Raw genomic sequence first — 12,942 nt, 5'->3', positions numbered from 1 at the left:
GAATTTATTTTCTTAACTCCCGCGAGAGTTTATAGCAACAGTATACAATAGTATTATTTTATGCATAAGCAATTCCTTTGCAAAATAGACCCTTTTCTCAAACTTTTCTTTCATTCTAAAGCCGTCCCGTTAAATACACAGGCTCCTACTATTTCTAAATGCATAAAATGTTAAGCGAAAGTATGGGGGGATACGATGTATAATTCAAATTATTATGATTGGTATAGGCAAAATGATAAGTTGATTAGTGATATTGAAAAAGCTATAAATGGAGAGTATAGCGCCATAAGCTGCTATGCAAAATTAGCGAATATGGCTCCAAATCAAGTAGAACAAAAACAAATTCTTGAAATTCGTAATGATGAAATAAAGCATTTCCACAACTTTGTACAAATTTATACGAACTTAACTGGAAGGCAGCCGAAACCACAAATTACTGAAGACTGCCCAAATACGTATTTACAAGGATTAGAGTTTGCTATACAAGATGAACAAAAAACAGTAGATTTTTATTTGGAAATTTCAGATGAGACATCGGATGTACATTTGAAAGAGTTGTTACGGAGAATAGCTGCGGATGAACAAAATCATGCAGTATGGTTTTTATATTACTTTGTAAAGTCGAAGTGAGCATTAAGAATGAACGGCTAATGTGGTGCATATATTAGAAATTATTTTAAAAGGCAGTGCAACAATTGAATGAAATATTTAAATGTAAGCAAAAGGAAACCGTTTCGCTAGTAGTGGAGCGGTTTTTTATGATGTACATATGTATCGACAAAATATAGTAATTACATTTGATATATAATGTATGAAACGAAAATGAATAAGTTAGGAGCAAGCATATGAAAAGAGGGATTACAGTAGATATTCTAGATGGATATGATAATTTACTTTGGAAAGTATTAAAGCCAATTGATATTACTGTATTTGATTGGCAAGTCATGGGAAGGGAGGAAGCTTATATAATAATAGGGAATGAATTAGGTCCAGAATTATTTTCAGAAGATAACGAGATCATGGAAGGATCAGAATTAAAAAAGCTAATAAAAGATAACATATATTATCTTTTATTTTTAGATCTAAAAGCATGTCCAAAAGGAGAGGTACTAGGAGAAATTGCAACATTTGAAGAATTTAAGGAGAGTAAGTGTGAAGTAGTCGTATTAGTAGCGGATGGTGAGTATATACAAATTTATGCGAAAAACCAAGAAGAGATTGAAATGATGTATGAAAACGCAGTGAATAAAGGATTTTATGTAGAATATATTACAGATGAAAATGATGGAAGGACTCGTTTGTCAGTATGGTAGCAATTTGAAAGGGGAACGGCAATATGGAGAGAAATATAAGTAAAGAATATGCAATTCGAATTGCTACTGAAAATGAAAGTGATAGTATTATCATTTTATTAAAAGAAGTAGCACAATGGCTACAATATAAAGAAGTGGATCAGTGGCAGTATCTTTTAGGAGAGGAAGCTACGGCTGAAATACTAGAATGTATAAGAGAGAAATATACGTATATTGTTATGAAAGAAGATGAAATAGTTGGTACGATTACAGTTTCTCCTAAACAAAATGAATGGGATGAACATATTTTTGGTAAAGAGGAAGTTTCTAATTCATTATATATTCATAGATTTGCGGTGAAACGAAAATATAAGGGGAATGGAATAGGAGAGAGGGTTTTACGGTGGGTAGAAGAGAATGTGCAATGTGATAAAGAGTATTTGAAGTTAGATTGCGTGGGGCATAATCGTACGTTAAATGATTTTTATAAGAAAAATGGTTTTGAATATGTTGGAAGTACGGATGGGCTTAGTAAGTTTCAAAAGAAAAGGAGAATGTGAATGCATCCAATTAACGTAAGTTTAGTTGAAAAGTTAATACAGGAACAGTTTCCCGAATGGGCCCATTTAGAAGTGAAACCTGTAAAGTTTAGTGGGCATGATAATAGGACGTTTCACTTAGGGTATGAGATGAGTGTAAGATTGCCAAGTGATGCAGCATATGCACCGCAAGTAGAGAAAGAAAATAGTTGGCTTCCTATATTAAGTAAGGGGCTTTCTTTACCGATTTCTACCCCACTTGCGAAAGGAAATCCGTCTGAAGCGTATCCATTGCCTTGGTCTATTAATAAGTGGATAGAGGGAGAAACAGTTACGAAACAAAACGTTCGGGATTTAAATGAATTTGCGGCGGACTTAGGATCTTTTTTAGTAGAATTGCAATCTATTAATGCGAGTAACGGACCTTTAGCTGGAACACATAATTTTTACCGAGGCGGACTTATATCTGTATATGATGAAGAGGCGAGAGTTGCTATTGAAAATAATAAGGATGTTTTTGACGAGGCATTATTAAAGCACCTTTGGAATGTAGCACTTAGTTCAACATGGGACCGTAAGCCAGTTTGGATTCATGGAGATGTAGCACCGGGGAATTTACTCGTTAAAGAGGGAAAACTTTGTGCTGTAATTGATTTTGGTATTTTAGGTGTAGGAGATCCTGCTTGTGATGCGGCGATGGCGTGGACGTTTTTTGATGAAAATAGTAGAAATGTATTTAATGAAGTATTACGCATGGATGAAGAAACGTGGAATAGAGCGAGAGGATGGGCACTTTGGAAGGCGTTAATTACATATGATGCGAATAGGGATAGTAATGAAAAAGTAGCAGAAGAATCGTATCGTATCATTCAAGTGATTGTGGATGATTATGAGAGGTAGTAGAAAAAGCCTATTTTAAAATAGGCTTTTTTTATATGATGAAATAGTAGAAATGGAAAGAAGGAATCCAACATAATTATACAGAATATTTAGATAATAGGAGGTGTCGAATTTTGAGTGAAATTGAATTAAAGAGTAATGTAATTAAGACAGGGCAAGAGAAGGGAATTATTCTTCGGTTTATACTTGCTAGTCTCGTTGGAGTGTTTATGTTTTTCGTTCCTGTTACGATAAACGGTGCATCGTCTATTATGATTGATCATATCGTATCGTGGATTAGGGCTTCGGTTCCTGGCATAGTACCTTATTATGCATTATTTGTTATGGCAATTGGTGCGATTTATCCATTTTATACGAAGAAATGGAATGCATCTATCGTAGACATTTGTTTTTCTATTTTAAAAGTAGTTGGCGTTGTATTTGGCATATTATATTGTTTAAAAGTAGGACCAGCTTGGTTCTTTGCGCCAGATGTTGGACCGTTTTTATATGAGAAGCTAGTCATATCAGTAAGTTTGCTCGTTCCAATTGGCTCGGCGTTTTTAGCGTTATTAGTCGGATATGGATTGCTTGAATTTATCGGTACATTTTGTCGTCCGATTATGAGGCCATTATGGAATACGCCGGGGAGATCGGCAATCGACGCAGTTGCGTCCTTCGTTGGAAGTTATTCGCTTGCTCTCCTTATTACGAATCGCGTGTATAAAGAAGGAAAGTATACGACAAAAGAAGCGGCGATTATCGCTACAGGATTTTCTACAGTATCCGCTACATTTATGATCATCATCGCAAAAACATTAGATATTATGCATTTATGGAATGTTTATTTTTGGACTACGCTTGTTGTAACATTCATCGTGACTGCTATCACCGTAAGAATCCCGCCCCTCAGTAGAAAACCAGATACATATGTAACAGAAGAAGGGTTCCCAGAGCCTGTTTATAAAGAAAAAATGTTAGAACGTGCTTGGGAAGATGCGTTAGAAGTATCAAAGTCTGCACCGAGCATTATGAAAAATATTGCATTAAATTTAAAAGACGGATTTATTATGACGATGGGAATTTTACCATCCATTATGTCAGTAGGATTAATTGGTATCGTCTTAGCGAAGTTTACGCCAATATTTGATTGGATCAGTTATATTTTCTATCCGTTTACATGGCTATTACAATTACCAGAAGCAGACTTAGCCGCTAAAGCCGCATCAGTTGGTATTGCAGAAATGTTTTTACCGTCATTATTAGTAGTAAGTGCACCAATTGTGACAAAGTTTGTTATTGCAGTTGTTTCCGTATCATCTATTTTGTTTTTCTCCGCTTCCATTCCTTGTATATTATCAACAGATATTCCGTTAAAAGTATCTGAACTTATTATTTTATATGTGCAGAGAACGATTTTAACGTTACTTATTATTACGCCGATTGCTTATTTATTGCTTTAAAGTTTTAATAAGATAAAGTTATAAAAAAGAAGCCGTCTGTAAAAAGAGGGCTTCTTTTGTTTAAAAGCGGGATATTCTTATTTATTTTTCGTATATGACGTAACGCTTCTTAAGAAGATTCCTAGTCCCGCAAAAAAGAACCCTAAGCATAATAAGCTGCCTGGCGTTCCCCAAGTAATTTGATCTAGCATTTTTTATCCCCTCCCGTTTATCATTATATAGAATTTATTGGGAATTACCAAAAAATTCTTTTTTAAGGGTTACTGATGAGTCTTCCTACCTTATACGAGAAGAATATATTTGAAAAGAATTCTTCGCTCTATATTTTTATATTATTATAATACGTTTTTGTTCTTATGATATAGTAACAACAAAGGGGGCTTAAAAATGGAAATTATTCACGAAAGAGCAAAGTTGCGGTTAATGGATAATACTGATGTCGAAACTTTGTTTTCGATTGTAGAAGGAAATCGGGATATTTGGGCGTATTTAATCTCTAAAATGGATAGTGTGCAAGATATGCAACAATACGTTCAAAAAGCGATAAAGGGTTACGGAAGAGGTACTCAAATACCTTTGTAGATCAACAGACGAATAAGATTGTAGGAAGTACACGTTTATATAATATTTCAGTAGAAGATAAGACAGTTGAATTAGGACAAACGTGGTATCATCCGAGTGTGCAACGTACAAGTATAAATACAGAGTGTAAGTATATGCTTCTCCAGTATGCTTTTGAAAAACTGCATATGCTTAGGGTACAAATTAAGACGGATGCAAGAAATGAAAAAGCACAACGAGCAATTGAAAGGTTAGGCGCAGTAAAAGAGGGTGTGCTTCGAAATGAAAGAAAATTACCGAATGGTTATGTGAGAGATGCGGTGGTGTACAGTATTATCTCGAGTGAATGGCCAGGCGTAAAAGAACAATTGTTAGAAAAATTAGAGTTGTATAAAGAAAAGTTATAATTCGTGTTTTGAAAGGTATATTGTTTGTGAGATATGAAAAATATACCTTTTTTCTTACAAAATGCTACTTTATTTTAATTCCTTTTGTTTCATCGTTCCCTTCTGAGAAAAAATTCGTTACAATGTAGTTGTATGGTAATAAACTTATGAATTTAAAAAATGTAATGAAAACCGCAAATGAAAATGAATTGATAATCCTCAATTTTAAATGAAAACCCTTTTATACATAAATAACAAGTAAAGTTCCTTCTTTTAAATAAACTCAAACAAAACGATTTGATATAAATGTTTTTTATAGAAGTATGGATGATGTACGGAGGCAATTACAAATGAAAGAAAATAAGAAGAGTAAGAAAAGACGAATCTTTCAAGTATTTTTACTAATGATTTGTTCTGCTATTTTATATGTAAGTTATGCAGCTTACGATATTTGGAGTTATCGTTTTAAAGCAAATGATGACGTGAAAACGGATGCTGGTATCGTACTAGGAGCAGCTTCGTGGAACGGAAAACCATCTCCTGTATTTAAAGAAAGAATTAATCATGCGATTTCTTTATATAAGAACGGAAATATTAAAAAGATTATTTTTACAGGTGGTACAAAGTTCGAGGCAGAACTTGAGGAAGCACGTACTGCAAGAGTATATGCAATGAAACAAGGTGTAAAAGAGGAAGATATTTTAATTGAAACTAAATCCCTTTTCACTGAAGAAAATTTAAAAAATGCGAAGCAAGTTGGAATAGAGAACGGAATACGCACATACACGATTGTAAGTGATCCACTTCATATGAAACGCGCAATGAGAATTGCAAAACATATTAATATTGAAGCGTATGCTTCACCAACGCCGACATCAGCATATAAAACGTTAGACACAGAAATTCCATTCTTCTTTAAAGAATTATTCTCGTATATTGGATATGTAACCTCTTTGCCATTAAAGGCATTGAAGGGAGATTAACATAAGAAAAGAACCTATCCTTAAATAGGAACTTTTCTTATTAGTCAAAAACATTGTATTTTTATCGGAATAGTGAAACAATAGAGAGGTAGCTTCATATAATCATAATGAAAAAGTGAGCGGTTGATGAATCGAACATAAAGGAGATTATAGTATGGCACTCTCATTTGTTGAAACAGAAGAACAATCTTTCATTATTGCACAAATAAATAAATTGATTCCGAAGTTCATGGAAAGGGAGCATCAGCTAAGTGAATTAGGATCATTTCCGTATGAAAATATAAATGATTTGAAAGATATCGGATATACGAAATTAACGTTACCGAAGGAATTTGGTGGTAGTGCGATTTCTTTATATGACTTTGTTTTATTTCAAGAGAAAATCGCGGAAGGCTGCGGAGCTACTGCATTATCGATTGGCTGGCATCTTGGCATTGTGAAAGAGCTAGCGGAAAATCGCTCTTGGAATGATGAGATGTTCAAATGGTTTTGCGAAGAAGTACGTAATGGTGCGCTCTTTAACAGGGCAGCAACAGAACCGAAAACAGGGAGTCCGACGCGTGGCGGCAAACCAGAAACAATAGCGGTTCAACAAGGCGAGAAGTGGGTTATAAATGGAAGAAAAACTTTTACAACGATGGCACCAGTACTTGATTATTTTATTATTTCAGCAAGTATGGAGGGCCAAGAAGAAGTTGGTGAGTTTGTTATTCCAAGAAATACACTCGGTGTATCTATTGAAGAAACGTGGGATAGCGTTGCAATGCGAGGGACTGCTAGCCACGACCTTGTCTTACAAAATGTAGAGATAGAAGGTCGCTTTTTTACAGATATAAAAGGCGGGAAAGTAAAACAAAAGGGTGTTGGCTGGTTGCTACATATACCAGCATGTTATTTAGGAATTGCACAATCAGCAAGAAATTATGCAGTTCAATTTGCGGAATCATACAAGCCAAACAGTTTAAACCATTCTATTAGTTTATTGCCGAATGTTAGAAGATTAGTTGGAGAATTAGAACTCGAGCTTATGCAAGCTCGCGTCTTTTTATATCAAATTGCGAAAAAGTACGATGAGGCAGAAGATAAACTATCACTGCAAGCAGAATTAGCAGCCGTGAAATATGCTGTAACAAATGCGGCGATATCTATAGTGGATAAATCGATGCGCATCGTAGGAGCAAAAAGTTTATCAGAAAAAAATCCGCTCCATCGTTACTATTTAAACGTCAGAGCAGGACTGCATAATCCACCGATGGATGATGCAACATTGTCTATGTTGGCGGATGCGGCGTTTCGGTCGTAGTTTTTAAATTTTACATTTTATTGTTTGTGGATATTATAGTTGTTTTGAAAGCACGGGTTTGATTAGTAATCAAACCCGTGCTTTTTATGTGTATGAAGTACTTAGTTGAGATGTAGGTTTTTAATATAAATGATTATCATGGTTTTGTGATTGTTTCTTGTTGAAAAATTCTTATTGTAATGCCAGTTTGGAGGCTGTATAAACATTTTTCGTATTTAATCCCAAATTAATGGTCTTTCTAAGTTTACCATTCGTAAATATTGTAAAAATTGACCTGCATGGACCGCATCATGATAGGCAATTCGTAATAGCATATCGCCTAAATATCGTTGATAGCCAACATCGCTTCTATCAATAAGTCTTGAATCTAGCTCGGCTATGCTTATTGATTGAACATATTCTATGAAGTCAGTAAAGTATGATTGTGCCAATTCAATTTCTTTTTTTACACAAGTAATCGGCTCGTCATCATACGTGATACGTATGTCGTTTATTGAACCGTTGTTTTTTATAATCATATGGTAGTAAAAAGTTGAACTCCATACATGACGAATCATCTCACCAAAAGACATAGCCTCAGGATCAGGCTTCCAATTAAGAAAATTATTAGGAAGAGAATTCCATAATTTTTCTGAGCGCCTTCTCGTTTCTTTCAAATTTAATATACTAAGATCAATTGCATTCATAATAAATTCTCCTTTACTATTAAACTTAAAATAATTGTATCAATTTAATAGTTAGGGTATCATCGAAATATGAATGTATATCCGAATATCTCATATATAGCTAAACTAATTGCTGAACCTACAAGAGCAATCATATTAGATTGTCTAATGAATAATCAGGCACTACCCGCTAGTGAATTGGCTTATATGGCAAAAGTGTCACATCCAACAATTAGTTCTCATCTTTCTAAATTAGTAGAAGGGAATTTACTTACAGTTGAACAACATGGTAGACATCGTTACTATCGACTCGCTAATCAAGAAGTTGCAGAAGTGCTTGAAAAGTTAGGGACAATCGCACCAACAGTTCAAGTTCGCTCTTTAAAACAATCAGGTCAACTAAAACAAATTCGTTATGCTCGAACTTGTTATGATCATCTTGCAGGCAAACTCGGTGTAGAGATAACTGAAAAATTACTAGATAGGCAATTTATAATTTTAGAGGATGGAGAATACATTGTAACGGAACAAGGTAAGCGATGGTTTCTGAATTTTGGAATAAATGTTGATGAGGCAGATACAAAAAGGAGGGTATTTGCAAAACCTTGCCTTGATTGGAGTGAACGGCGTTACCATATTTCTGGTTGGTTAGGGTCTGCAATTGCAAAACTGCTTTTTGAACAGGGATGGATTACGAAAATGGATAAGAACCGAGCTGTCCATCTTACAAAGAAAGGTGTAAAGTTATTGGAAGATCAATTAGGCATTGATATGAAAACTGAGGAAAGAAAAGCTTGAAATTAGAAAAGTCCGTCAAAATGACGGGTTTTTTCATTATGGTAGGAGTGTACATGAATAATAGGATGTTACCAATAATTGTTGCCAATAAAAAAATCTTTCTTTTCATTCTTCTTTTTTAAGTTTTAAAGGAGAAAGCTAGGCTTCTTATTTTTACTAATGTTATAATAAGAAAAAAGCACGAAAAGAGGTCATCTCATGCTAGAGGTTATTGCAACATGTTTAGAAGATGTAAAACGAATTGAAAGCGCTGGCGGGAAGCGGATTGAATTAATTTCATCTTATACAGAAGGTGGTTTAACACCGAGTTATGCTTTTATAAAAAAAGCGGTAGAAGCGGTAAGTATACCAATTCATGTTATGATTCGTCCGCATGCGAAGTCTTTTACATATACGGAAGAAGAAATTGAAATGATGAAAGAAGATATTATAGTTGCACAGAAGTTAGGAGCAGCTGGTGTAGTATTAGGCGTATTAAATGAACGAAATGAAGTGGATGAAGAGAAATTAGCGGACTTACTATCTGTTGTAGATGGAATAAATGTAACGTACCACCGTGCGATAGATGATATAGAAAATCCAGTAGAAGCGATGAGAACTTTAAAGAAGTTTCATAAAGTGACTCACGTTTTAACTTCAGGTGGACAAGGAAATATAGTAGAGAATATTCCGGTGCTTACAGAAATGCAAAAGGTAAGCGATGGTCAAATTCAGCTTGTAGCTGGAGCTGGCGTGACGAAAGAAAATATAAAGCGATTGCTAGATGAAACTGGGATTTCGCAAGCTCACGTCGGTACAGCGGTAAGAGAAGGAAAATCATGTTTTTCTGAAATAGATCCTAATTTAGTACAAGAATTAGTTGAAATAATAAAATAAGTGCTTAAGAAAGAGGAGAAACGATGAAGGAAAATACGAAGAAAGAATTATTCTCATGGGCTAAAACGATAGGGTTTACCCTTGTATTAATTGCTATTATTCGCGGTGTTTTATTTACACCTTCTTTAGTACAAGGTGAATCGATGATGCCCACTTTAGAAAATAACGAACGAGTTCTCGTGAATAAGATTGGTTATAGTATAAGTGGATTAGATCGCTTTGATATTATCGTCTTCCACGGAAAAGAAGGTTACGATTTAGTAAAACGAGTAATTGGTTTGCCAGGCGATACAGTTGAGTATAAAAATGATGTTTTATATGTAAACGGAAAAGCGATGGAAGAACCATATTTAAAACAGTTTAAAGAAAAAGCAGTAGGCCGTGTATTAACTCCAGACTTTACGTTAGAACAAATCACAGGGAAAACGAAAGTGCCAGAAGGCCAAGTATTTGTTTTAGGGGATAATCGTGAAGTTTCTAAGGATGGTCGCATGTTTGGCTTTATTTCAGAAGATGAAATTGTTGGAAAAGGACAAGCTGTTTTCTGGCCGTTGAAACAAGTAAGAGCGTTATAAAGTGTAGTGAAGTATGGGAGAGATATTCTTCCATGCTTTTTTATTTGCTTAAAATCTATTGATTGAATTGAAAGAATATTTTATAATTTTAAATTATATGTTTGTTTCGAAAAACGGAATTTAAGTTCCGTTTTTCGGAACGAAAGGGAGATAGAATGAGTATAAATAAAACGGCAGTTAAGACAATGGATATTTTAGAGTTGTTTTATGAGCATGAAGAGCTAAGTTTAACTGAGATGGTTCAGCTTACAAATATGCCGAAAACATCTGTTTATCGTTTAATTGGCTCGTTAGAAGAGATGGAGTTTTTACAAAAAAACGAAAAGGGGAAATATCGTTTAGGGGTCGTATTTTTACGGTTCGGTCAACTTGTTTCACACCGATTATCAGTAAGAAATATAGCAATTCCTTATATGAAAGAACTTAGGGATAGTTTAGGACAGGCAGTTAATTTAATAATTCAAGATGGTAATGACGCAATTTATGTTGAAAAGATGGAAGGTGTTCAGCCAGTACGCGTGTATACGGCGGTTGGAAGAAGAGCACCGCTTTATGCTGGTGCATGTCCAAGAATTTTACTATCGTATTTTTCTGAGGAAGAGAAACGGGGATACATAGAGGAAGTGGATTTAAAACAGTTTGCAGATGGAACAATTGTGGATAAGGAACAATTGCTAGAAGTGTTGCAAATGGCAAAAAAGGAAGGCTACACAATTAGTTATTCTGAGTTAGAAAATCATACAGCCGCAATAGCAGCGCCCATTTTCGCGAGCGATGGAACGGTTGTAGCAGGCATTAGTATTTCAGGATTAGCAATTGAGTACAGCGAAAGTAACATTTCATATTTTATTGCGAAGGTGAAAGAAACAGCGCATCGCATTTCGAAAGAACTCGGCTTTTTGGCATAGAAAGAGGGAGTAGGATGAAATTTTCTGCGTTAGGGGATCAAGCAATTATTGTTACATTTGGTGAAGAAATTAAGATGGGTATATATGAGAAAGTACAGCGGTTATTTCAAGCACTGCAGCAACATCCGTTTGCAGGAATGATAGAGTGCGTTCCGTCGTTTACTTCATTAGCTGTTTACTACAATGTATACGAAGTATGGAAGGGAAATGAGAGAAGTGAAAGGTCACATGATTACGTTCGCCAGTATATAAAGGAGCTGTGTGATTTTTATAAAGAAGAAGTAAAACAGGATGTGAAACATATTTCTATACCAGTGTGCTACGGGGGAGAATATGGACCTGATTTAGAAGAGGTCGCGCATTATCACGGTTTACAAGTAGAAGATGTGATTCGAATACATAGTGAAACTACATATTTTGTATATATGCTAGGTTTTACACCAGGGTTCCCGTATTTAGGAGGACTTTCAAAAGAATTAGAAACACCTAGAAAAGAAACACCACGGTTACAAATCTCTCCTGGTTCAGTAGGTATTGGGGGAAATCAAACAGGTATATATCCGCTTGAAACACCGGGAGGATGGAATATTATCGGCCGAACTCCTATTTCATTATTTAATCCGGAAGAAGAAATACCAACATATATTCAAAGTGGTATGTATTTACGATTTATTCCAATAACGAAGGAAGAGTACGTATCACTTGAGGGGGTTAAAGAATGGATGTAGAAGTTTTGCATGCGGGAATGTTTACAACAGTCCAAGATTTAGGGCGATCTCATTATCAACAATACGGTGTGCCAGTTGGCGGGGCGATGGATCAAAGTGCACTTCGGATGATCAATATGTTAGTTGGTAATGAAGAGAATGAAGCGGGACTCGAAATGACGATTATGGGACCTAAATTGTTAATAAAGAAAACGACTTTACTTGCGATTGGCGGAGCAGACATGGAACCGTTGTTAAATGGAGAACGTATCCCATTATGGCGTCCCATTTTAGCGGAAGAAGGTAGTATGCTTTGTTTTGGAAAAGTGAAAAGTGGTTGTAGAGCGTATGTGACTTTTGCGGGTGGTATACATATTGAGCGTACAATGAGAAGCAAAAGTACGTACATACGTGCTGCGATTGGTGGTATAGAAGGAAGAATGCTGAAAAAAGGAGATTGTTTTCAAATTGGTACGTACTCAGAAATGGCGAATCGTTTCATTCAAGACTTACAAAAAGATGAGCGAATAAAAACGAAATGGGTAATTAGCAACAGCGTACTACCAAAGTATAAGAAACATCCTAAGCTTCGTGTCATAGCTGACTTTGAATACGATCAATTTACAGAAGAAAGTAGAAAGGTATTTTTTACGAAAGAGTATAAGGTATCTAATTATGCTGACCGTATGGGCTATAGGGTTGAGGGAGAAGTTTTAAATAGGATTGAAGAAAAAGAGATTTTATCGAGTCCTGTTACATTTGGAACCATTCAAGTTCCTAATGGCGGACAGCCGATTATATTAATGGCAGATAGGCAAACGACAGGTGGCTATCCGAGAATGGGAAATATCATTTCAGTAGATTTACCTCTTCTTGCCCAGCTAAAGCCGGGGGACTATGTTTCTTTTGAGAAAATTACGCTTGAAGAAGCGCAACAATTGTACATAGAACAGGAAGTAAATATGAATCTATTAAAGAAATTCATCGCTTTACGAAGCTGGAATTAG

Annotated in this window: 14 protein-coding genes and 1 pseudogene; 14 read left to right on the top strand and 1 reads right to left on the bottom strand. The window is 35.3% G+C overall.

Annotated elements, in window-relative coordinates; translation table 11 throughout:
• Window positions 1–195: 195 nt before the first annotated feature.
• The 8 genes and pseudogenes from DN407_RS15080 to DN407_RS15045 all read left to right on the top strand — a co-directional run bounded on the left by DN407_RS15080 (window position 196) and on the right by DN407_RS15045 (window position 7,406).
• A complete protein-coding gene (locus DN407_RS15080; RefSeq protein ID WP_000282831.1) occupies window positions 196–630 on the top strand; it encodes a ferritin-like domain-containing protein in 435 nt (144 codons plus the stop codon).
• Between the two features lie 215 nt (window positions 631–845).
• Window positions 846–1,313, top strand: coding sequence for a DUF2691 family protein (locus DN407_RS15075; RefSeq protein ID WP_149216440.1), 468 nt, complete (start codon window positions 846–848; stop codon window positions 1,311–1,313).
• A 23-nt stretch (window positions 1,314–1,336) separates the two neighbouring features.
• Entirely contained in the window at window positions 1,337–1,852 is a 516-nt protein-coding gene (locus DN407_RS15070; protein WP_000440747.1) for a GNAT family N-acetyltransferase, read from the top strand.
• On the top strand, window positions 1,853–2,731 hold the full coding sequence (locus DN407_RS15065) for an aminoglycoside phosphotransferase family protein (protein ID WP_000553370.1): 879 nt from the start codon (window positions 1,853–1,855) through the stop codon (window positions 2,729–2,731).
• A gap of 113 nt (window positions 2,732–2,844) precedes the next feature.
• Entirely contained in the window at window positions 2,845–4,173 is a 1,329-nt protein-coding gene (locus tag DN407_RS15060; protein ID WP_001289412.1) for a YjiH family protein, read from the top strand.
• A 387-nt stretch (window positions 4,174–4,560) separates the two neighbouring features.
• Window positions 4,561–5,141 (top strand): annotated as a pseudogene (locus tag DN407_RS15055) (GNAT family N-acetyltransferase).
• 329 nt (window positions 5,142–5,470) lie between these two features.
• Entirely contained in the window at window positions 5,471–6,103 is a 633-nt protein-coding gene (locus DN407_RS15050) for a YdcF family protein (protein ID WP_000662216.1), read from the top strand.
• A 154-nt stretch (window positions 6,104–6,257) separates the two neighbouring features.
• The gene (locus tag DN407_RS15045; protein WP_149216439.1) at window positions 6,258–7,406 is read left to right on the top strand and encodes an acyl-CoA dehydrogenase family protein; all 1,149 of its coding nucleotides are present in this window, start codon (window positions 6,258–6,260) and stop codon (window positions 7,404–7,406) included.
• Between the two features lie 215 nt (window positions 7,407–7,621).
• Here the strand turns inward: DN407_RS15045 and DN407_RS15040 are convergent, their stop codons facing one another.
• The gene (locus tag DN407_RS15040) at window positions 7,622–8,092 is read right to left on the bottom strand and encodes a DinB family protein (RefSeq protein ID WP_000991285.1); all 471 of its coding nucleotides are present in this window, start codon (window positions 8,090–8,092) and stop codon (window positions 7,622–7,624) included.
• Between the two features lie 69 nt (window positions 8,093–8,161).
• Between DN407_RS15040 and DN407_RS15035 the strand changes: the two genes are divergently transcribed.
• From DN407_RS15035 to DN407_RS15010, 6 genes are all read left to right on the top strand, one after another.
• Window positions 8,162–8,869 (top strand): ArsR/SmtB family transcription factor, encoded by a 708-nt coding sequence (locus tag DN407_RS15035; RefSeq protein WP_098430503.1) that lies wholly within the window; start codon window positions 8,162–8,164, stop codon window positions 8,867–8,869.
• Between the two features lie 198 nt (window positions 8,870–9,067).
• On the top strand, window positions 9,068–9,745 hold the full coding sequence (locus DN407_RS15030) for a copper homeostasis protein CutC (RefSeq protein ID WP_061655640.1): 678 nt from the start codon (window positions 9,068–9,070) through the stop codon (window positions 9,743–9,745).
• Window positions 9,746–9,768: 23 nt separating this feature from the next.
• On the top strand, window positions 9,769–10,320 hold the full coding sequence (gene lepB / locus DN407_RS15025; protein ID WP_000662490.1) for a signal peptidase I: 552 nt from the start codon (window positions 9,769–9,771) through the stop codon (window positions 10,318–10,320).
• Window positions 10,321–10,475: 155 nt separating this feature from the next.
• Entirely contained in the window at window positions 10,476–11,228 is a 753-nt protein-coding gene (locus tag DN407_RS15020) for an IclR family transcriptional regulator (RefSeq protein WP_149216438.1), read from the top strand.
• 14 nt (window positions 11,229–11,242) lie between these two features.
• Complete coding sequence (pxpB, locus tag DN407_RS15015; protein ID WP_149216437.1) at window positions 11,243–11,956, top strand: 5-oxoprolinase subunit PxpB; 714 nt, start codon at window positions 11,243–11,245, stop codon at window positions 11,954–11,956.
• On the top strand, window positions 11,947–12,942 hold the full coding sequence (locus DN407_RS15010) for a 5-oxoprolinase subunit C family protein (RefSeq protein ID WP_149216436.1): 996 nt from the start codon (window positions 11,947–11,949) through the stop codon (window positions 12,940–12,942). The genes pxpB and DN407_RS15010 overlap by 10 nt, the downstream gene beginning before the upstream one ends.

Origin of the sequence: Bacillus sp. JAS24-2 (genome assembly GCF_008274905.1) — a bacterium.
Classification (GTDB): domain Bacteria; phylum Bacillota; class Bacilli; order Bacillales; family Bacillaceae_G; genus Bacillus_A; species Bacillus_A cereus.
The sequence above is the reverse complement of the archived record's forward strand: the minus strand, read 5'-3'. Positions and strand labels throughout refer to the sequence as shown.